The organism is Paenibacillus sp. FSL R7-0297, from assembly GCF_038009025.1.
Classification (GTDB): domain Bacteria; phylum Bacillota; class Bacilli; order Paenibacillales; family Paenibacillaceae; genus Paenibacillus_AQ.
In genome coordinates this window covers 887,395-909,145 of record NZ_JBBPAQ010000001.1, presented here as the reverse complement: position 1 = coordinate 909,145, position 21,751 = coordinate 887,395, and the positions used below count along the sequence as shown (strand labels likewise).

Here is a 21,751-nt window from a genome sequence, read left to right as displayed (position 1 = left end):
AGTTACATTGTTACACTAAAACCAAAGTTAAAAGGAGATTAAACTTACATGACTATTATTTCTGATGTGTATGCTCGCGAAGTCCTTGACTCCCGCGGTAACCCGACAGTAGAGGTTGACGTTTATCTTGAATCCGGTGCTAAAGGCCGCGCTATCGTTCCTTCCGGCGCTTCCACTGGTGCTCATGAAGCTGTAGAGCTTCGTGACGGCGACAAATCCCGTTACATGGGCAAAGGCGTTCTGAAAGCTGTTGAGAACGTAAATGAAATTATTGCTCCAGAAGTAATCGGTATGGACGCTCTTGACCAAGTGGGCATCGACAAATTGATGATCACTTTGGACGGAACTCCTAACAAAGGCAAGCTGGGCGCTAACGCAATCCTGGCAGTATCCATGGCCGTAGCTCGTGCAGCTGCAGCAGCTCTGGATATTCCTTTGTACGTATACCTGGGAGGATTCAACGCTAAAACTCTTCCAGTACCAATGATGAACATCATCAACGGTGGTGAGCATGCCGATAACAACATCGACGTTCAAGAGTTCATGGTTCTTCCTGTAGGCGCTACAAGCTTCAAAGAAGCTCTTCGTACAGGTGCAGAAATCTTCCACAACCTGAAATCCGTACTGCAATCCAAAGGCCTGAACACAGCTGTAGGTGACGAAGGCGGTTTCGCTCCGAACCTTGGTTCGAATGAAGAAGCAATCACTACCATCATCGAAGCGATCGAAAAAGCCGGTTACAAACCAGGCGTTGACGTATTCCTCGGTATGGACGTTGCTTCCACTGAGTTCTACAAAGACGGTAAATACACACTTGCAGGCGAAGGTAAATCTTACACTTCCGCTGAGTATGTTGACCTTCTTGCTTCATGGGTTGAGAAGTATCCAATCATCACCATCGAAGACGGTATGTCCGAAGACGACTGGGATGGCTGGAAATTGCTTACTGAAAAATTGGGCGACAAAGTCCAATTGGTTGGTGACGACTTGTTCGTTACTAACACTGAGCGCCTTGCTACAGGTATTGAAAAAGGTATCGGTAACTCCATCCTGGTTAAGGTTAACCAGATTGGTACACTGACAGAAACTTTCGATGCTATCGAAATGGCTAAACGTGCTGGTTACACAGCAGTTATCTCCCACCGTTCCGGTGAATCCGAAGACAGCACAATCGCAGACATCGCTGTTGCGACTAACGCTGGCCAGATCAAAACGGGTGCTCCTTCCCGTACAGACCGCGTTGCTAAATACAACCAGTTGCTTCGCATCGAAGATGAACTGGGCGAATTGGCTCAATACAACGGCCTGAAATCCTTCTACAACCTCAAAAGATAATTTCTTTTGACCCTATATTTAAAGGGCCTGCCGAACTTCGGCAGGTCTTTTTTTTTGGATTCTAGATCCGAAAGTGCAATGCGATCAGCGAGGTTGCCTCGGATGCTTCTAGTGGGTTATTCTATAATTGTAGATAACTGGAAGGAGAGTGGGCATGAACGCTATTGTTGCAGGTATAGGTGTGGGGATATTTCTAATCATTCTCAGCTGGGTGCTGTCGCGGACCGGGCGCATGCGGAGCAGAACTGTTTTTTATCCGGGGATCACTGGTTTACTGGGCAGTATGATATTGCTGGTTCTAAGTTTCACTGTAATTGGAGGCTGGGAGGGGATCGGGTATGCCTTCTTCTCTGTGCCTATATTATTAATCTCTGGTCTGTTGCTGCTCGTTCTTGTCTCCTATAGAAAACAAACCTGAGAACATTAGTAGTAGCATATTGATAGAATGCGGTTTGTAAGGTTGTATTCAATCTATGGCTATGATAAAATAAGAATGCTGTTTATGAAACGGAAATTCCAATTTAGCATAGATAGTGATGCTTGGACGTAGGAGGTGGAAGTGAATGGATATCTTTTTGAAAGTGGTGCTTCTGATTTTTGCCGTAGGTCTGATTGCGGTCGTTCTTCTGCAAAAAGGGAAAAGCGCGGGTCTTTCCGGTGCCATCTCCGGCGGTGCTGAGCATCTCTTCGGTAAAACAAAAGCACGCGGTATGGAGCTTGTGTTGCAGCGTGTAACAGTTGGATTGGCTGCAGGATTCTTCATCATGTCAATCGTTGTGGCCATTGTTATTGATTAGTTTGCCTACAGTAAGCCTTCGCTCTGTTCTGAATGGAATAGGCGGGGGCTTTTTTGTATGCAGATTTGAGTGTTTGCACATCATAACAGGGATGCCCGGGATTGATTTCGTGTATACTAGGGTATGAAGTATATAAAGGTAAATTTTACTTGGATTTATTAGATGTGAGATAGGACAAGACATACATATATGCCAGCGGCATGTGAATGCTGCGGAGGGCCGAGGTGACGAAGATGATAACACAAGAAATTCTACTTGATTTCATGCGGGAGACCGCTTATAAACCGCTGACTTATGAAGAACTGGTGAGCCATTTCGCAATAGAGGACAGCGAGGCGTTCAAAGCCTTTGAGAGCCTGCTGATTGAGCTGGAGAAGGACGGCCGGATTATTCTTACCCGGAATAGCCGTTATGGCGTGCCGGAACGGATGGATTTGCTGCGCGGACGGCTGCAGGCCCATGCGAAGGGTTTTGCTTTTCTGATACCCGATGACCGTGATCATCCGGATGTGTACATCCATGCCAATGATCTGAAGGGCGCCATGAACGGTGATATCGTATTGATACGGATTACCTCGAAAAGCCCGTCCGGCGGGCGTATGGAAGGCGAAGTCGAGCGGATTCTGATCAGAGGCGTGTCGCAGACGGTTGGCGTATTCCAGAGCCTGGAGACGTATGGCTTCGTGCTGCCTGATGATAAGCGGATTAACCGGGATATCTTCATTCCGAAGCAGTCCTTCAAGGGAGCGGTTGACGGGGAAAAGGTCGTTGTCCGCATTGTGAACTATCCGGAAGGCCGTGCTGCGGCTGAAGGTGAAATTATCGAGATCCTCGGTCATAAGGATGATCCGGGCGTGGATATTCTGTCGGTTATCCGCAAGCATCAGCTGCCGGAGGCTTTCCCGGCTGAGGTGATGACGGAAGCGGAGCAGGCACCGGATTCCATTACCGACGAGGAGATTATCCAGCAGGGCCGCCGCGATCTGCGCGGACTGAACATTGTGACCATTGACGGCGCGGATGCCAAGGACCTGGATGATGCGGTGAACGTTGAACGTCTGGAGAACGGGCATTATAAGCTGGGCGTTCATATCGCCGATGTAGGTTATTATGTGCGCGAAGGCTCCGAGCTGGATAAAGAAGCTTATGACCGCGGCTGCAGCGTGTATCTGGTTGACCGGGTCATTCCCATGCTGCCGCACCGGCTGTCGAACGGGATCTGCAGCTTGAACCCGCAGGTAGACCGGCTGACGATGTCCTGTGAAATGGAATTCGATGAGCACATGAAGGTTGTGAAGCATGATGTGTTCACGAGTGTGATCCGTACCAAGGAGAGAATGACATACTCCGATGTACGCAAAATTGTTGAAGATGAAGATCCTGAGCTGCTGGAGCGCTACGCTCCGCTGATCGGTGATTTCCGCCTGATGAAGGAAATTGCGATGAAGCTGCGCGATGCCCGGATGCGTCGCGGAGCTGTTGACTTCGACTTTGAAGAAAGCAAAATCATCGTGGATGAAGCAGGTAAGGCTATCGATATTGTGAAGCGTGAGCGCTCCGTGGCGGAGCAGATTATTGAGGAATTCATGCTCGCGGCTAATGAGACTGTAGCGGAGCACTTCCACTGGCTGAAGGTGCCATTCCTGTACCGGATTCATGAAGATCCGGACCCGGAGAAGCTGCAGAATTTCATGGCCTTCGCCGCTAACTTCGGCTACCACGTCAAGGGTCGCGGCAATTCCGTCCATCCGCGTGCGCTGCAGGATCTGCTGGAGCAGATTCAAGGCACCAAAGAGCAGACGGTGATCAGCACGATGATGCTGCGCTCCATGAAGCAGGCGAAATATGATGCCGAGAGTACAGGCCACTTCGGACTGGCGGCAGAATTCTATTCCCACTTCACCTCACCGATCCGCCGTTATCCCGACCTTGTCATTCACCGCGTCATGCGTGAGGTGCTTGAGAATGGCGGAGCTCTGACTGAGAAACGTCATGAGTATCTGGCATCGCGGATGCCGGATATCGCCCAGCAATCCTCCGAACGCGAGCGTGTAGCGGTAGAGGCTGAACGTGACACTGAGCAGCTGAAGAAAGCGGAGTTCATGCAGGATAAGGTAGGCGAAGAATTCGATGCAATGATCAGCAGCGTGACCAGCTTCGGAATGTTCATCGAGCTGGATAACACCGTAGAAGGTCTGATCCGCCTCAGCGCGCTGAGCGATGATTATTACCACTTCGATGAAGCACACATGGCCCTTATCGGTGAGCGTACCTCCAAAGTGTTCCGCATCGGTGACGAGGTGAAGATCCGTGTGGCCAAGGTCAACATGGACGATCATACGATCGACTTCGAACTGGTTGATATGAAGCCACGCGCGGCTGGCGACCACCGGAACTACGGCGGACGCGGCGGCAAGGGCGGGCGCCCTGGTGTCGGCGGCGCCAGCAAGCCGTTCGCAGGTAAGGCCGGCGGTGGTGCGGGCAAGGGCCGTAAAGGCAAACCAGGCAGCGCGGCTGCCGGTGCGGGTAAAGGCGGCGCTGGGAAGGGCAAGAACGGCGGTGCGGCTGGATTCGGCGCCAAAGGTAAAGGCAAGAGCGGCAGCGCTGGCGCCGGTGTCTTTGGCGGGGCAGTTAAGGGCGGCGCCGCTGAGGCTGGCGCTGGTGAAGAGCCGCGCGCAGGCGTAGCGCCGGCTGAAGACGGCGGCGCAGCAGGCGGCCGTAAGCGCGGCCGCGGGCCGGAAGCGGCAGCGCGGCGTGCACTTGCCGCCGCCTCCGCAGCGGGCGGCGCTGCGAAGGCGGACCGCCGGGGCGAAGCCGGCGGTTCGGGTGCTCCGCGCGAGCGTGAGCGCGGCAGAGGCCGCGGCGGAGACGGCGGAGGCAGTGCCGGGGGACGCGGCATTGCCTTCGGCTTCGGCTCCGGCAAGGGCGGCTACGGCGGCGCGCCAAGCGGGGGCGGAGCCGAGCAGGCGGGCGGTGAGCTGCGCGGCGTGGACGCGAGCACACGGTTCCGCAGCCGCGAGGACCTCGGCAGCGGCTTCGGAAGCGAAGGCAACGGCGCAGCGCCGGAGGGCAAGAGCCGCCGCAAGAAGAAGAAAGGCGGCGTCTTCATCGGCACTTCTGTGACTCCAGGCAACGTGGAGACCACCAATCCGGCACCGGCAGGCGCTGGCGACAAGAGCGGCAATCCGGAAGGCGGCGGCCGAAGAAAGCGGAAGAAGAAACCTCAGGCCTAGGCTGAATTAATAGAGGGCACTGTTCCTTTAGGGGGACAGTGCTTTTTTAGAATATAAGTGCTTCTATTCAACTGAAACGTAGCACTTCCTGACACCCGTATGTCAAAATGATTGCTGCGGGACAGGGTGATCCTTCCTTGCGCAGCCTGCTTGGCTTTTGATACAATATAGACCTGGTGTCCGTTCATAGGAGGCCGGGAATTCGATTCAAGGAGTGACTTTCATGGGTAAAAAAGCAGACGGGAAAGTGCTTGCCCAGAACAAAAAAGCTTCCCATGATTATTTTATTGAGGATACGTATGAAGCGGGTTTGGTTCTGACGGGTACAGAGATCAAATCGCTGCGTAACGGCCGCGCTAACATCGGGGACGCTTTTGCTACCATCCGTAACGGTGAGATTCATATTCACAATATGCATATCAGCCCTTTTGAACAAGGGAACCGTGCCAATCCTACCGATCCGACGCGTACACGTAAGCTGCTCATGCATAAGGAACAGATTCACAAGCTGCTTGGTTCCTCGAAGCGGGATGGCTTCACGATTGTGCCGCTGAAGATTTATGTGCGCAATGGCTATGCCAAGCTGCTGATCGGTCTTGGTAAAGGTAAGAAGGAATACGACAAGCGCGATTCCGCCGCGAAGCGTGATGCTCAGCGTGATATCCAGCGTGTGCTGCGCGACAAGCAGAAGATCGCCCGCTAGACTGGTAACCACCTGGCGCCCAATTGTTCCAGATTCGACCTTCAATTCCTTTAACCTACGTGTTAAAGTGTTGATAAATGTGCTATACTGTGTAAGTAAACTTATTGCTTCTGAACAGCCATCTTGATCAAGATAGCTGTGAACCGGATCAGCATTTATGCTTATCATTGATCCGTTAATCCGAAGCGCCCTTTCTAATGAGGGGCCGTTCTTGGATTCGACGGGGATAGTTCGAGCATGAGTAGCGAGTAGTGGGGACGCGTCCGCTTCATCAACGCTAAAGCCTATTAAACGGCAAACAACAAAACAACTACGCTTTCGCAGCCTAAGAAACTGTGCGCGTGCTTCTACCCTGCATCGCCCATGTGACAGGGATAGGGGCTAACAAGTAGTGGGATACGCTGTCTCATCTCCGCCTGCGGTGAGCTGAAGAAGACAATCAGGCTGACCCAACGTATAGCCGGTTACGGGGCGATACTCGGGTGACATCAAAACTGTAACTACACTCGTAGAAGCTTATGTGCCGTTATCTTCGGACAGGGGTTCGACTCCCCTCGGCTCCATCCTGTAACCCGCTCCCAGAGCGGGTTTTTTACGTGTGTAGACTCAAATTGTAGCCAAATTGTAGCCAACACTCTTTTAACGGCATGATTTTTGAGGGTAGCTGTAGTCCATTTGGCTACAGGTCTATCTATTAACAAAATATCTTACAGCATGCTATCCTAACCTTAGGTAGAGGAATCCCCTACGGCAGAGAGAATTAGGAGATGATAGCATGGCAGGGAGCATCACCAAGGTTGGAACCAAATTTCGGGTTACATTTGATTTCGGTACAGATAGTAAAGGCAAACGAATTAGGAAATATACGTCCGCTTCCTCTGAGGCCGAAGCTAAGAAGTTATTGAATGAATTTGAATATAATCAGCAACGTAATTTATTGGTCCAGACGACAAAAATGACTTTCTCCGAATTTCTTGAGCATTGGATTGATAACTACGTAATGTATAACTGCGAAGAGACAACCATTTATGGTTACAGAAATATTATCTTTAAGCATATTATCCCCTTTTTGGGTAACTTCGAGTTACAAAAGCTACAACCTGCACACATCCAACAATATTATAAATATCTAATGGATGACAAGCTACTTTCTCCAAATACTGTACATAAACATCATGCCTGTATTCGGAAAGCGTTGGATTACGGCCTGAAGCAGCAATTTGTGCATCGTAACGTATCGGACGCTGTAACTCTTCCTAAGAAAGAACGGTTCGTAGGCCAGTCTTATACCCGGGATCAATTAAATATTCTGTTAGACAGAGTAAAAGACACCAAGCTTGAATTACCCGTATATCTGGCCGGTTATTTGGGACTTAGACGTGAAGAGATTGTAGGTCTTCAATGGAAGTACATTAACTTCAAGGATAGAAGTATTCAGATAGCAGAGGTTCGTACTAGCGCAGGCAGTAAAGAGATCGTAAAAGCCCCTAAGACGGAACAGAGCAAGCGTGTGCTTTATATGACGGATGAACTGTTTGAGGTTCTCACCAAGGCCAGAGAGCGGCAAGAAGAGTACAAATGGATGTTGGGTGATGAGTACATAGATAGTGGCTATGTTTATATTCAGGACAATGGAAAGCCGTATCGTGTGAATACGTTGACCGAGCAATTTGGCTTATTCTTAGAGCGTAATGCATTACCCAAAATCAGACTTCATGATTTGCGTCATACTTTTGCCAGTATTCTCTATGAAGCGGGTGTTGACTTAAAGGCAATCTCAGAAGCGTTAGGGCATTCTGATTTGGCTACAACAAACAAGATCTATACTCACCGGTTTGATAAAACGCATAAGAAAACAATCAATGCGATGAGTACAGCACTTGGGAGAGATAAGGATTAACTCTGGGATTAGTTTTATAGATCGAGGATATTGTGTCAACTGCTAATTTGATTTGACGTACAGAGGATTTGAAGGTAATATGTTGTCATTCAAGCTCGTAATGAGCGCCTATCGTAAGGTACAAATTAAGGTTCGTAATGAACCTACAAAAGCTCTAATCTTCGGATTCGGGCTTTTGTTATTTAACAAAAAAATTTTCCGATTCCATTGGTAGAAAAAGAGTGGAAAGAAATTAAAGTCATAGATTGCAACTGTGTTGTTCAACTATCGTTTCCTGTTAATTGTCTAACTTTTTCCCTCTTGCAGCATCTTGAATATAACTCTTCGCTTCGGCTAGGGTTAATTGTATAGATTTAATAGATACATCTACCAATCCCAATGTGATATTTGATGGTGTCATTCCATGGCCAATCAATGAAGTAGTTGGGCTCGTTCTTGAGTGGGTTGGATGAAGTGCCTTATGAAAAATGAAGGATAATATTAATTACAATATGACTGTCAGTCTATTGTTCTCAAAGCTTAATGGGTGTAAGAACGAAATGTTATTACTTATCCTCTGGTTCCTTCATTATGGTGCGAGCAGCCGGTCACTGACACTGGCGTACCTATCACATCACTCGGCGTTACAGGGAGAGTCACCAGGAGCTGGGGTTTTCTTGCGGTGCTGGCTTTGCTGGACCAGCTTCAGACGGCATCCTGACATCCCCATAAACGTGCTAAGCACGACTAAAGGTAGAATGACCATATAAATTAAAATAGCGACAGCTAAGGCGTGAAGATAAAGTCTTAGACTGTCGCTTTTTAATTTGATTAACATTTCAAGTTAGAATTCACCCTAGAACAATGCGGACTAAATTAAAGTAGCGCGCTACAGCAACGCACTCCCTCACTTAACATTACCATTCAAGGCGTCGACCAAGTTCCGGAACTTCGTATTCAACATTTAGGCTACGCAAATACCTCTCAAACTCCGTGAAGACAGCTCCGACGCTTTCAGTTGAAGTGGAGTTCGTCGAGTCAGTAGTGTCACGCAGCACGTCTGATGCTGCTACAGCCGCCGCAACAACTGCTACATTGTTGGTAGCAATCGTTGTAATCAGCCCGGTTGTCGCTTGTACAGGGCCGCCAAGTGAAATAAAGTTCTTTTCTGCCATTCAGGACCATTCCCCTCATGTTAATAAGCTAGATTTTCTCTTGACCTTGACTTACTTTGACCTTTACATTATCATCCCATATCCTTCCACAAAAGTCAAGCCATATCACTCTAACCAGGAGCTGCGGATATATCAAACTACAGATGTAACGCAGCTTTTCGAATTTGGCATACCGTCAGGCTCAATAAAATAAGTTCTAGACTCACCCTAGAAATTGAAACAGCGACAGCAAAGGACGAGATAAAAAAGTCCTAGACTGTCGCCTTTTCATTGAGTTAACGTTTCCTGTTGAATAACGGCAGATTTCTAAAAGGGACTCCGCTATCTGTCAGCTGCCGTTCCATTACTAAGCATGAAGAGTGGAGCGGGACATGGAAGCAAAGAACTCATTAGGGGTAAATGATTGCTACAATGGTATTTATGGATATCATCATCTATAACATCTCTTCTTCATGGTATGTACGGTGGTGTGGGAGTCGGAGCTGGTCACCCCTACTACTCGATTCAAGAGACAAACATTTTAGACTCAATCCATTTATATAGTGCCTCTCTTGGAATACGAATTTGTTTACCTATCGTAATATGAGGAAGTCCTTGCTTAATGAGTTGATACATTACGTTCCGACCCACTCTTAAAATATTTCGCGCTTCATCTATAGTAAGGAGATTCGGTTCCATTTTCAGTCCTCCAATTTGTTTTCAAAGGTGTAAAGAATGGTTTTAATATTAGAAGTGGATATTGCCTCTAAATGTTATCCAAGTAGCAACCTTTCTTTCCAATATACACGTCTACAACAGACAGTCGATTATGACCAAGATCCTGAGATACAATTTGTCTAGCAGCATCGTAACTAAACCCGTTTAAAAGTAGTTGTTTCATTTTGTTCTGAGCATATGAATAACGTAGACCATGCCAAGTTATCTCATTTGTAAAGGTTTTTGCGGATTTTCTAATGCTTCTTGTTCGAAATCCTTCCTCACTAATTATTTTACCTCGGATGCAACGTAAAAAGTGTTCATGCTCGTTTACTGCCATGTGCGTTTTTTGATCAGGTTTGATGAAGAGGTGTCCTCCTCGTGGCACCTCGGGTAGACGCCGTAAGAACATTTTCTCCGCCTCAGGGCTTAAAGGGACTTTACGCCATCTTCCATTTTTAGCCTCGTGTTTGACTTGATACTCTCTAGTGCGAAGTGCATATTCTGCTTGCGACCTGGTAGAGGCAACTGCCTCGGTAATACGTAACCCCATGCTAATGCAAAGAACAGATACATCAATGGGATTATAAGCACTAATATTTTCACAAGTTTGGATGAATGTTTCATATTCATTGATTGCCCACGCGCGATTACCCGGATTTAGAGGTTCATTACCCAACAGTAGATCATACTGTTCTTCGATTTCAACATTGGTTAAAATCTGATACCGTGGATTAGAAACATGATGCATCAGAAAGCGAATAGCCGAAAGATCATCGCAGATTGTTGTTCCAGCAATATCATCTTTTTGTCGGGTCACAATATAGGCTGCTAGATGATCAGTGTTAATGTTTCGGATGTTACTGACTTTATAAGTGTTATGACAGAATCGTGCAAAATTAAGACACTTGCCCATATATTGAGCCCGGGTTTTGTAACTACCCGTACGGATATGCCTAAAGAGCTTTTTGGTTTGTGCTTCCAACGGCGAGGGACCTGAAATCATATTCAATTTACGGATCCCACCTTATCCATGAGATAGCCCAATAAAGTTTCAACGGTTGCAATTAGTTTCATGTGATTTTGTTTACTTATCGGATAACGTTTTTCTTCGTAGCAAAAGGTGGTGTTATGATAGACTTTGACAATGTCTTTAATAATATTTTCGACTGGAACTTCGGAAAGATTTTTCATAACTAATGGGAAATGTTCGCCGGAAGAAGCTCTAATAACTTCATCAAACGTTGTGATTTGCAAGTCCTCCTCTGAAATCTCACCAATAGGTTGTAATAGGTCATTCTTAAATTGTTCAATCAAGGTATGAATTTCTTGCCTTCCCATATTTCTAATATCTAATCTGGTAATAACATTGTAAAAAGCATGTTGCTGCTCCTCATTAAGTTTAGATACAATCTCGTTTCCAATGCTAATTCCAATTTTGTCTTGAGAAACTAACTCTTGAATAGAAGGAATTAGCTGAAGAAGTCTTAATAACCTAGTTATCTTCCTTTGACTAAATTTAAGAAGATCTGCTACATATTTTGCATCTTTTGAGTCACCGTGTCCCAATTTCCTACCTCTTTTGATATCGTAAATCTCATAAAGCCTTTTAACGATTTTAGCTTGCTTAATGAGATCGTGTTCATTATCCCTTCTAGATCTGTTTAGCGTAAGTAGCAGGAATTCTTCAGAGTTACAATTGGAATCGGAATCGATTATATAAACCGGCACCTCATGAATACCCAACTTCTGAGCTATCAACCATCTTGTAGTACCGTCAATAATTTGATTATGCTGATTGATAATTAGTGGGTATAAGATTCCTTCTTCACGGACACTCAACTCAAGAGATTGCATAGCGAGAGGTGTGCATTCCGAAATCACCTTATCATGACTCGGGTGCACGGTTAAATCACAAATCATTCTTGTTTCAAACATGTACTAGACCTCCTCTAAAAAGTTAAATTAGGCAGACTTATTCCAATGGCATTGCTGATATCTTTCAGCAATCTTTAACTAGTAGCTATATAATCAGCGGCCGGAGAGCTTGCTTGGAGCGGGGTTCAACGAAAACCAAGTTCAAGTACATCTCTTATTAATGCTCGCTGTTATTTTTTTGAATTGAGTAGTATCAGAGACATAAGTGAGCCGTTATGGGCTCGCCTCCCGGCAACATAAAAAGTATTGTGGTTGCCTGCTAGCCCTTGAGTCAGAATGGCGGACGGGCGTATCCATACCATTCGGGATCACTTGTTTCAACCAACTCCGGTCGCAAGCGTCCGGGGTGATCCTTGGTCTGATGATTAGATCGTCCGATAAAATCGGAAATTGATATTTTGCCGTCTAGGTAACATATATATAAAAAGGCCAAAGAATCATTTAGAAGATCCCTCAGCCTTGAATATTTAGACTGTAATTAGCATTCCTACCTCGGAAGGTTTGAACGCAAAAAAGCCCTAATGGGAATTGAAATCATCCATTAGGGCTTAAAGCCAATTATAATAGTTAGTAGCATCAGAGCTCATTTAAAACATATTAACACGTTTAAAGTTTGTTAGAATTAGATTCCCATAAGACTCATGTCAAGGGATGAAGTATAAATTGTATAGTTTATGAATCATATATTATGACCACATGATAATATTGTCAAGAAACTTTTTTATGCCTTGAACTTGGAAGAGTATTGCGGCATTAACTGCGGCTATTAGCCGCAGTTAATGCCGCAATACTAAAGTCCTTGATTTGTTTGGTTATTACGAAATAATATGGGTACTTAACGAGTAACTTAGGTGACAAAAAGTCTATTAGAGAAACATTGCCGGCAGTGAATGAGGCTATTAGCCGCAGTTATTGAGTAGAATCCACTCAATAACTGCGGCCTCGCAGAAACTATTTCAGAGAATCGACCGTTTTAGCTAAGTTCTTAGTCATCTGATGAATAAATTTAATTTCCTCGAGAGATCTCTCAAAAAGAGTAGCGCGAATAGATTCAATTAGCATTTTCTTATCTTCAATGCCTACGTCAATATTTACTTGGGCGAAGTTAAATATTGCCGAGGGATAGATATCGAGAGCATTAATGATTTTCTCTAGTGTTTCTATAGAAAGATTTCTTGTTCCTCTTTCGACATCGCTTATGTAGCTATACGTAAGTCCTGATTTTTCCGAAAGAGCTTCTTGAGTCATATTATTAGCTTTTCTAATTTGGCGGATATTTTCTCCGAGCATTCTTAAAAAGTCAGACATCTTATCACCTCTACTATTAACAGTAGGGGTGTTTATAGTTTTTAATTATAGAATTAAAGTATAAAAAAACAGTTGATTACCCTTATAAGGGTAGTATAATGCGATTATATTCTAAAATATTTTTGATGATGAGTTAAAAGGGGATTAGGGAGATACTATCAATGCTAAGTTATGGGAAATATTAATAATAGCTCCAGAGAGTTTGATTGAACCAACTGAAATAAAGGTAGATTACTATGATTTTTGGGAAGGGAATGTAGAATATGAAGAAAATGATAAGCACCGTAGAAACAATGGTTATCGATAACGAAGAAGGCGAGAAGTTTATTCTTGAACTGGATACTCTTTTGATCGATGGTGAAGAGCGGTACATCATTACAAAAGAACCGGAAGTCTGTTTATTTGAGGTGTTGGACCAACAACATATCGTCACTATAGACGAGACAAAAGCAGTCGCAAAAAACTTCTTTTTTTTCCGCCCCAACAATTACCCATTCGGTGAAAATTCAAAATTAAAAATTACGGGGCTAACATACAACACTAGAGAGACGGAGAATCGTCTATGTACACGGTTTATGATTGCAAACGGAGATAAACCTAAGGATATGATTAGTGTTATTTTTACCAGTCCAGAGGCCGATATCAAGATCTGACTAATATCTAATTATAGAATCAGTTGTGAGGATAATTAGTTACCATCTATATGTCGTAGATTATAAACTGATGCTGTGGATACAACAAATGTTAATTACATTTATAAAGATGCACTGCCATGGCAGGATACATCTACTAGCTCTTAATGGCTATTTTACTACATTACAACTTAGAATGAGGACGAGTTTATGGAACCATTAAGAAATGAAGTTGAAAAATTAATTTTATCTGATTTTTTTGAAAGTAATTTTGATAATAGTCAGGTCTTTAGTGTAGGTAAGAATGAATGGGTGGAATTGGAAATAATTTGCCCCAAATTTGATCAAATAGACAAATATATTCTCAGTGTAATATTGAAAGACGGAAAAAAGGAATTCGGTTATAACCGAGTAACTTGTAGGATTGAAGTAATAGATTTAATGAGGAAATTAGAAATAAATGAAGCTGTTTTGAATGAAAGACTAAGGAAATTCGTATCTTTTAGTTTAGAAGTACGCTCGGAATATATTTGTACTCATTATAGTTTTTTTGATTTAGGAACTCTCTCAGAAAATAACGAGCGAGTTGCGTATGAGTTAGGTATATATAATTTGGCTGCGTTAAATAAATACTTTGATAATAAATATATAGACCTTTTAATTGAACAATAAGGTGTTGGTATTTGCAAATTGATTGTGGTCCCTAAAATCGAATGTTGGGGTATTCTGAAGACAAATCCAAAGAAGCGGCTTGTTCGTTATTACCGGATTGCCAAAACGAACAATAGGTTTTGGACTGAATGCCGATGTATTCGCGCTTAAAATTTACGAGAATCATTAAGCACTACAGAATAAATATGATCCGAATGATCTAGAGCAGGTTAATATTGGGCACTTACATGAGAGAGTGAGACTGAATAAACGTCGTTTGCGAAAGTATTAGTATATGATAAAGAAACTGCTCTTTGGAGCAGTTTTTTTATTGAAGTTAGCTATGAGCCTGCTATTTGTGCTGTTCCATAATGCCTAATAATTAACTGATATCTTGACTTACTATTGCCCGATATATTCCATATCATTAACCTAGAACATAACCGTAAGCAGACAAGATTTCAATTTTGGTATTGTAATACCAAAATTGAATATCGATTGACAAAAACTCTCTATGGTAATATATTTTATTTATGATTAGTAGTAAGTCGTTATGCAAGGAGGGGTACAAAGATGCGTAGTGACACGCGATTCAAACATATTTGGAATCGTTACAATGCACTAAGAGGATATACTGTTCAGTCCGAACTGCCCGTTGCATTGTTCCTATTGAAAAAGACAAAAGAAGAGTTTGTATCAAATTCAAAAAAACCTACTGAGCACAAAGCTTATGAGGCGATGCTTTCAATAGCAGATAGTTACGGAATGAAAAATCCATATCCGGATCCAAAGGCGTTTTTCGGTGCTTTTATGGCTATGGATGATGAAGATATTGATTGGGAATTGGCTCTTGCGTCTGCAGATCCTAAAGAGATGTTTTATATACCGAAAGTGCTGATTAACCAATTTGAAAAACACATTAATCCAAACACTAACATGGTATTGATTCCTGAAGCTGAAAAATTTGTACCTCACCTTACTGAATTAGTAAACCGACATTCTGATTGCGTATTCTACATAACTACTATGAATAGCGTGAGTAAAGTTCTTCTTGATGAAATGTTTAAGGAGCATGTGAATGTAATTGTCGAACAGACTAGTATTTATGATTATGAGTTTTCAGCAAGGAAGTTTGATTTAATTCTGTCGGTACCTGTATTTGGTGCAAGAGAACGCGGTGAAGATAACGGAGATTTCATCTGTAGGGAATATGAAATGATAGCTGTAGAGAACTTGCTCTTACACTTGAATAGTTCGGGAGTTTTGGTGATTGTACTTCCAGCTCGAATAACTTTTGCTGCGGGCTCGATTAAAGACTTAAGGGATTTTATACAAGGCATGTATAAATTGGAGGAAATAGCCGAGCTGCCAACGGGGATATTTTCATCTACCGCTATTAAGACGTATATGTTTACAATTACAACTGGTCGCACAGAAGATGTAATGATTAAGAGGTATGACGCTGCTACAAGCAACATCAAAAAAAATGGAATCAATGAATTGGTTCTCATTGATGATACATTTGTTATGCTGGAAGAGTTGATGGAAATGGGTTACTGGAATGTTGATCATATCTTTGGGATGGTGGATGAAGATTGGCAGCGTTATCAGAACTCAAGCATGAAAAAAGAAGAATTAGGTAATTTTGCTGAAGTATTTCGCGGAAAGGCGATCAATAAAAAAGATGCTAATGGTAGCATTGGAGTCGTAAATATATCGAACCTTAATGATTATGACATTGATTATGCGGGCCTTGATCACATCGAAGAGGAAGAGCGGAAAGTTGCGAATTACATACTTAGAGAAGGGGATTTATTACTGCCAGCACGGGGAACAGCGATCAGAATTGCGGTTTTTCAAGAACAGAAGTATCCTTGCATCGCGTCATCAAACATTATTGTAATAAGGCCGAATGAAAAACTACTTTTAGGGACGTACCTAAAAGTTTTCTTGGATAGCCCGATGGGGAAGAAAGTTTTATCAGGAAAGCAGCAAGGAACAGTCGTCATCAATATTAGCTATAAAGACTTGAAGTCACTAGAAGTCCCGTTGCTTAGAGTTGAAGAACAAAAAGTGATCGCAGAAGAATATGAACAGGAGCGTTCCAGATATGTAGAAAGCATTCGTCTTGCTGAGAATAGATGGAATGAAGTAATGGAGCGACTTCAAAATACTATTTTGAATGTGAAACAATAAAATATTTAACTTAAATAACCGTGATGAACTGGAAGAGTTATATAAAGAGTCTGTAAGAAGGAAATCGTAGGCTGAGACTGACTTAGTGAGAAATATCAGCCCTGCACCAGGGGAGGAAATCACATGATCGGAGCTATAATTGGCGATATTGTCGGTTCCAGATTTGAATTGGATAATCATCGCTCGAAGGATTTTGATTTTTTAACATACAAGTGTTTTTTCACTGACGACTCGGTGATGTCACTAGCTATATGTGAAGCACTTATGAGCTGTAAACATGATTATAGATATTTGGGCGACCAAGCAATTAAATCCATGCAAGTTATTGGAAGACCCTATCCGAATTGCGGTTACGGAGGAATGTTCTATAAATGGATGTATAGTGATTCTCCTGAACCATATTATAGCTTCGGAAACGGTGCAGCAATGAGAGTAAGCGCCTGTGGCTATGTAGCCAATTCCATTGAAGAAGTTATATTGCTTTCGCACAAGGTGACAGCTGTAACGCATAATCATCCGGAGGGAATAAAAGGTGCCGAAGCTACTGCAGTTGCAGTTTTTCTGGCTCGTAGCGAAAAAAATATCTTAGAAATTCGCGATTACATTGATAAGCACTACTACCCCATGAATTTCTCGCTCAATGGAATCCGGGAAACGTATCAATTTAACGAGACTTGCCAAGAAACAGTTCCGCAAGCACTTGTTGCTTTCTTCGAGTCTTCCAATTTTGAAGACGCAATCCGAAACGCTGTCTCTATTGGTGGAGATAGTGATACGTTGGCTGCAATTACTGGAGGCGTGGCAGAAGCTTACTACGGTGTGCCGACACGTATCAGGAAACATGCACTGACATTTCTTGATGAGCGGCTTCTGAGGATACTGCTTGAGTTCGAAAATTTATATCCCGCAAAGATGGAAAAAGTACAGTCTTCAGGGAGCGTCAGCATTAAAAAAAAGTCTGCCGGAGCCAAAATAAAAACGGGAGGTAGAGAAGAAATGATCCAATTAGCAATGGATGCTGCTGATGAAGCGCTAAAAAACAGTACTTCAGAGCCTGAAGAAATAACAAGTCAAAAACTCTTTTCTCACCTTTTTGAAGCCTGCAATATTCTGCGTGGTCCAATTAATCAGGATGAGTACAAAAGCTACGTAACGCCAATTCTCTTTTTTAAACGATTATCAGATGTTTATGATGAAGAAACTCAAGCCGCATTAGAAGAATCCGGGGGCGATGAAGAATTTGCTAGTTTTCCTGAGAACCACCGTTTCATTATTCCTGATGGGTGCCATTGGCAGGACGTTCGCGAAGTTAGTGAGAACGTCGGAGTAGCAATAATCAAAGCAATGAATGGAATAGAACGTTCCAACCCAGATACGCTTAATGGCGTATTTAGCAGCTTTGACGATGCAAACTGGACAGATAAAACAAAGCTTTCGGATGAACGATTGAAAGACCTTGTTGAACATATGTCAAAGATCAGGGTCGGAAATGGTAACTATTCTGCTGATGTTATGGGCGACAGTTATGAGTTCTTAATTAAAAAATTCGCGGACTTATCAAAGAAGAATGCGGGCGAATTTTATACCCCGCGCTCAATTGTAAAGCTTCTGGTTATGCTCTTGGCACCACAAGTTGGTGAATCTGTATATGATCCTGCAGCTGGAACTGGAGGTATGCTCATTGAAGCTATCCGTTATATGAAGGATGATAAACTTACTTATGGCCGTATCTATGGTCAAGAGAAGAACCTTGCCACTTCAGCCATTGCTAGAATGAATCTTTTTCTTCATGGCGCAAAGGAATTTAAAGTTACTCAAGGCGATACGCTGCGGTCGCCAAATTACTTAGAAGGCGGTAAGATGAAGACCTTCGATTGTGTAATTGCGAATCCTCCATTTTCTTTGAAGAACTGGGGTGCTGAGCAGTTTAGTTCTGACATCTACGGTCGCAATATATGGGGAAGCCCTACGGATTCTAATGCTGACTTCGCTTGGTTGCAGCACATGGTTAAATCCATGGATCCAAATACCGGGCGATGTGCAGTTGTGCTTTCCCAAGGATTACTGTTCCGTAGCGGTAAAGAAGGCGAGATTCGAAAACTGCTCGTCGAATCTGATAAATTGGAATGCATTATTACATTAGTAGGCGGTGTTTTTTATTCAACAGGTGTTTCGGCTTGTATCCTCCTTCTGAATAATAACAAACCGAATAAGCATAAAGGTCGGATATGCATGATTGATGCTTCAAGCATTTATACTCCTCAGCGTGCACAGAACATTATGACTGATGATGACATCCAGAAAGTGTTTGATTACTACACTAATTACGAGGATGTAATCGAACACGTGGAGATCGTCAATATAGATGATATTCGTGGTAAGGACTATACACTGGCAATCAACAATTATGTTAAAAAGAAAAAAATAGAGACGGTGTCGCCCGCTGAGGTTCGTAGAAAGTATTATGAAGCTTTTGAAGAGATGGTTAAAGCCGAAGATAAAATGATGAATCTTCTCCTGGAAGGAGGATATGTCAATGAGTAAGCGTATCACAATTGAAGAATTGCAGTCCTACCTTTGGAATTCTGCTGTTCTATTACGTACAAATATCGATGCTGGGGCTTATAAGCAGTACATATTTCCATTACTTTTCTTCAAGCGAATCAGCGATGTTTATGATGAGGAATGCGAACAAATTCTTGAAGATTACGGTGGAGATGAAGAAGCTTTAGAGTGGGAGGAGAACCACCGTTTCATCGTGCCGGAAGGCGCTCACTGGCGTGATGTTCGAGCAGTATCAGAGAATGTTGGTGTTGCAATTGTGAATGCTTTCCGAAAAATCGAAAATGCAAACTCTGACAAACTGCAAGGTGTCTTTGGCGATGGCGCCTGGACAAATAAAAATCGTCTCCCTGATCGGTTATTGAAGGAGTTAATTGAACATTTCAGCACAACAACACTCTCTATTAAGAACTGTCCGGAGGACGAACTCGGACAGGGATATGAGTATCTGATAAAAAAGTTTGCTGATGACAGCGGCCACACCGCGCAGGAGTTTTATACGAACCGTACGTTGGTACACTTGATGACGGAAATGCTAGAACCCGAATCCGGCGAATCGATATATGATCCCACATGTGGCAGTGCTGGGATGTTGATTTCAACGATTGCATACTTGAAGGAGCAGAAAAAAGAATGGCGTAATGTTTCGGTCTTTGGACAAGAGATTAACGCACTTACATCCGCCATTGGCAAGATGAATCTTTTTCTTCATGGTGTGAAAGACTTTGACATCGTCAATGGTGATACATTGAAGGCACCGGCTTTTATTGAAAAAGGTCAGCTGAGACAATTTGATTTGATCCTAGCCAATCCCCCCTACTCTATCACCCAGTGGGATCGCGAAGCATTTGCTAGCGATAAATACGGTCGGAATTTCCTTGGCGTACCGCCACAAGGGCGTGCTGATTATGCTTTCTTGCAGCATATTATTAAGAGCCTTAATGAGGAAACCGGACGCTGTGCAATTCTGTTCCCGCACGGCGTGCTATTTAGAAATGAAGAGAGCACGATGCGCGAAAACCTTGTTCGCAATGATATGCTTGAATGCATTATAGGGTTAGGACCAAATCTATTCTATAACTCTCCGATGGAGGCTTGTATCGTCATATGTCGTATGAATAAGAGGCCGGAACGGCGTGGTAAAATCCTTTTTATCAATGCAATCAAGGAAGTTGAACGTAAAAGTGCACAGAGCTTCTTGGAGGAAAGGCACATCTTGAAAATAACCAAAGCTTACGACGAGTATGAAACAGACGGAGATTTCGCACGAGTTGTTACGATCCAAGACATAGAAGATAATAACTTCTCGCTGAGTATTCCGCTGTATGTTAAGCATCCTGGTCAAGAGAACGATGTGGATGAAAGATCGCTACAGGAGCGATATGAAGACTGGAGAACAGCCTCTGAAATCATGAAACTTCGCTACATGAAATTAAATAATATGCTTGTAAATGAGGTCGAAGGTGATGAGTAAAGTCAGATTTGGTGATGTAGTCAAGGACATTAAGAACAATGTTGACCGAAATAATAACCCTTACGAGTTCTATGTCGCAGGTAATCACATGGATACAGAGGATTTAAAAATACACCGCAAAGGGAAATTTGCTACTGACGATGTTGGGCCAGCATTTATTAGAGAATTCAAAGAAGGGCAGGTATTATACGGTTCTAGGAGAACGTATCTTAAAAAGGTCGCTGTAGCTGATTTTGATGGTGTCACAGCCAATACGACTTTTGTACTTGAAACCAGCGATAAATCAAAGTTTCTTCAAGAATTATTGCCATTTATTATGCTCTCAGATAGATTTACGCAATGGTCTATTATGAAGTCAAAAGGATCAACAAATCCATATGTGCTATTCTCAGACCTTGCTGAGTACGAATTTGAACTACCTGATTTTGAAAAACAGCGTGAGTTGGCGAAGCTACTGTGGGCAATAGACGCTACAAAAAAAGCTTATCAGAAAATGTTACAGAAGACGGATGAGTTGGTGAAATCTCAATTTATCGAGGAAGTAGAGCGCTGTTTCAATGAAGGACGTCACAAGCCTTTGAACGACTTGATTCAGCAAGACCGCTCTATAACGTATGGGATTTTGAAACCTGGAACAGGCATTGCTGGTGGTGTGCCAGTCGTGAAAGTCAAAGACTTCCCAAATGGCTACATTAACGAATCAGACTTATTGCTAACCTCGCCTGAGATAGATGCGAATTACAAGCGTTCTAAGCTGATCCCGGGCGATTTGCTCATCTCCATAAGGGGGACGGTAGGACGATTGGCTGAAGTCCCCGAAACACTTAAAGGGGCGAACATTACGCAAGATACGGCCAGGCTTTCAATAAAACCTGAGTACAACAGGGTTTTTATACGAGGGGTTTTAGAAACGCCCATTTTGCAACAGATAGTGCAGGAGTTGATTAGAGGGGTTGCTGTAAAAGGCATTAACATTGGAGATGTCCGAAAACTCCCTATCCCCTGTCCCACGATCGCGGCACAAGATCGCCTTGCTGAAATATACAAACAGGCTGACAAATCAAAATTAGAACTAGAACAGGCTCTTGCAGAACTGGATGCTACCTGCAAAAGTATTATCTTGGAAAACATTGAATAGACTGATTTCTTTGCATTTCTTAATTTGTTGAAGA

General features: G+C 43.3%; 17 protein-coding genes and 1 other RNA gene. 13 read left to right on the top strand and 5 right to left on the bottom strand.

The window, feature by feature from the left end:
* Positions 1 to 48 precede the first annotated feature (48 nt).
* The 7 genes from eno (at position 49) to MKZ24_RS03725 (ending at position 7,968) form a co-directional block, all read left to right on the top strand.
* Entirely contained in the window at positions 49 to 1,335 is a 1,287-nt protein-coding gene (eno, locus tag MKZ24_RS03755) for a phosphopyruvate hydratase (RefSeq protein ID WP_039302434.1), read from the top strand.
* A 154-nt stretch (positions 1,336 to 1,489) separates the two neighbouring features.
* Entirely contained in the window at positions 1,490 to 1,753 is a 264-nt protein-coding gene (locus MKZ24_RS03750) for a YesK family protein (RefSeq protein WP_042132757.1), read from the top strand.
* A gap of 145 nt (positions 1,754 to 1,898) precedes the next feature.
* Positions 1,899 to 2,132, top strand: a complete 234-nt coding sequence (gene secG / locus MKZ24_RS03745; protein WP_042132758.1) for a preprotein translocase subunit SecG — start codon at positions 1,899 to 1,901, stop codon at positions 2,130 to 2,132.
* Between the two features lie 233 nt (positions 2,133 to 2,365).
* Positions 2,366 to 5,365: a ribonuclease R gene (gene rnr, locus MKZ24_RS03740; protein WP_340790039.1), complete on the top strand. Its 3,000-nt coding sequence runs from the start codon at positions 2,366 to 2,368 to the stop codon at positions 5,363 to 5,365.
* A 223-nt stretch (positions 5,366 to 5,588) separates the two neighbouring features.
* The gene (smpB, locus tag MKZ24_RS03735; protein WP_039296783.1) at positions 5,589 to 6,068 is read left to right on the top strand and encodes an SsrA-binding protein SmpB; all 480 of its coding nucleotides are present in this window, start codon (positions 5,589 to 5,591) and stop codon (positions 6,066 to 6,068) included.
* Positions 6,069 to 6,269: 201 nt separating this feature from the next.
* Positions 6,270 to 6,634, top strand: a transfer-messenger RNA (tmRNA) gene (gene ssrA / locus MKZ24_RS03730).
* A 209-nt stretch (positions 6,635 to 6,843) separates the two neighbouring features.
* Positions 6,844 to 7,968: a site-specific integrase gene (locus MKZ24_RS03725; RefSeq protein WP_340781349.1), complete on the top strand. Its 1,125-nt coding sequence runs from the start codon at positions 6,844 to 6,846 to the stop codon at positions 7,966 to 7,968.
* Positions 7,969 to 8,864: 896 nt separating this feature from the next.
* On the opposite strand, the gene MKZ24_RS03720 is transcribed toward MKZ24_RS03725, so the two are convergent.
* From MKZ24_RS03720 to MKZ24_RS03700, 5 genes are all read right to left on the bottom strand, one after another.
* Positions 8,865 to 9,122 carry a hypothetical protein gene (locus MKZ24_RS03720; RefSeq protein ID WP_340781347.1) on the bottom strand — a complete coding sequence of 86 codons (258 nt, stop codon included), beginning with the start codon at positions 9,120 to 9,122 and terminating at the stop codon, positions 8,865 to 8,867.
* A 504-nt stretch (positions 9,123 to 9,626) separates the two neighbouring features.
* Positions 9,627 to 9,800 carry a helix-turn-helix domain-containing protein gene (locus tag MKZ24_RS03715; RefSeq protein WP_340781346.1) on the bottom strand — a complete coding sequence of 58 codons (174 nt, stop codon included), beginning with the start codon at positions 9,798 to 9,800 and terminating at the stop codon, positions 9,627 to 9,629.
* A 67-nt stretch (positions 9,801 to 9,867) separates the two neighbouring features.
* Positions 9,868 to 10,824, bottom strand: a complete 957-nt coding sequence (locus tag MKZ24_RS03710; protein ID WP_340790038.1) for a tyrosine-type recombinase/integrase — start codon at positions 10,822 to 10,824, stop codon at positions 9,868 to 9,870.
* Between the two features lie 2 nt (positions 10,825 to 10,826).
* Entirely contained in the window at positions 10,827 to 11,756 is a 930-nt protein-coding gene (locus MKZ24_RS03705; protein ID WP_340781345.1) for a ParB/RepB/Spo0J family partition protein, read from the bottom strand.
* 951 nt (positions 11,757 to 12,707) lie between these two features.
* Positions 12,708 to 13,064 carry a helix-turn-helix domain-containing protein gene (locus MKZ24_RS03700; RefSeq protein ID WP_340781344.1) on the bottom strand — a complete coding sequence of 119 codons (357 nt, stop codon included), beginning with the start codon at positions 13,062 to 13,064 and terminating at the stop codon, positions 12,708 to 12,710.
* 263 nt (positions 13,065 to 13,327) lie between these two features.
* Here MKZ24_RS03700 and MKZ24_RS03695 point away from each other — a divergent pair, with 263 nt between their 5' ends.
* The 6 genes from MKZ24_RS03695 (at position 13,328) to MKZ24_RS03670 (ending at position 21,717) form a co-directional block, all read left to right on the top strand.
* Positions 13,328 to 13,717: a hypothetical protein gene (locus MKZ24_RS03695; RefSeq protein ID WP_340781343.1), complete on the top strand. Its 390-nt coding sequence runs from the start codon at positions 13,328 to 13,330 to the stop codon at positions 13,715 to 13,717.
* A gap of 189 nt (positions 13,718 to 13,906) precedes the next feature.
* On the top strand, positions 13,907 to 14,368 hold the full coding sequence (locus MKZ24_RS03690) for a hypothetical protein (RefSeq protein ID WP_340781342.1): 462 nt from the start codon (positions 13,907 to 13,909) through the stop codon (positions 14,366 to 14,368).
* 552 nt (positions 14,369 to 14,920) lie between these two features.
* Positions 14,921 to 16,543 carry a restriction endonuclease subunit S gene (locus MKZ24_RS03685; RefSeq protein ID WP_340781341.1) on the top strand — a complete coding sequence of 541 codons (1,623 nt, stop codon included), beginning with the start codon at positions 14,921 to 14,923 and terminating at the stop codon, positions 16,541 to 16,543.
* 123 nt (positions 16,544 to 16,666) lie between these two features.
* A complete protein-coding gene (locus MKZ24_RS03680) occupies positions 16,667 to 19,087 on the top strand; it encodes an N-6 DNA methylase (RefSeq protein WP_340781340.1) in 2,421 nt (806 codons plus the stop codon).
* Complete coding sequence (locus tag MKZ24_RS03675) at positions 19,080 to 20,579, top strand: type I restriction-modification system subunit M (RefSeq protein WP_340781339.1); 1,500 nt, start codon at positions 19,080 to 19,082, stop codon at positions 20,577 to 20,579. Before MKZ24_RS03680 ends, MKZ24_RS03675 begins: the two co-directional genes overlap by 8 nt.
* Positions 20,572 to 21,717: a restriction endonuclease subunit S gene (locus MKZ24_RS03670; RefSeq protein WP_340781338.1), complete on the top strand. Its 1,146-nt coding sequence runs from the start codon at positions 20,572 to 20,574 to the stop codon at positions 21,715 to 21,717. The genes MKZ24_RS03675 and MKZ24_RS03670 overlap by 8 nt, the downstream gene beginning before the upstream one ends.
* Positions 21,718 to 21,751: the final 34 nt, after the last annotated feature.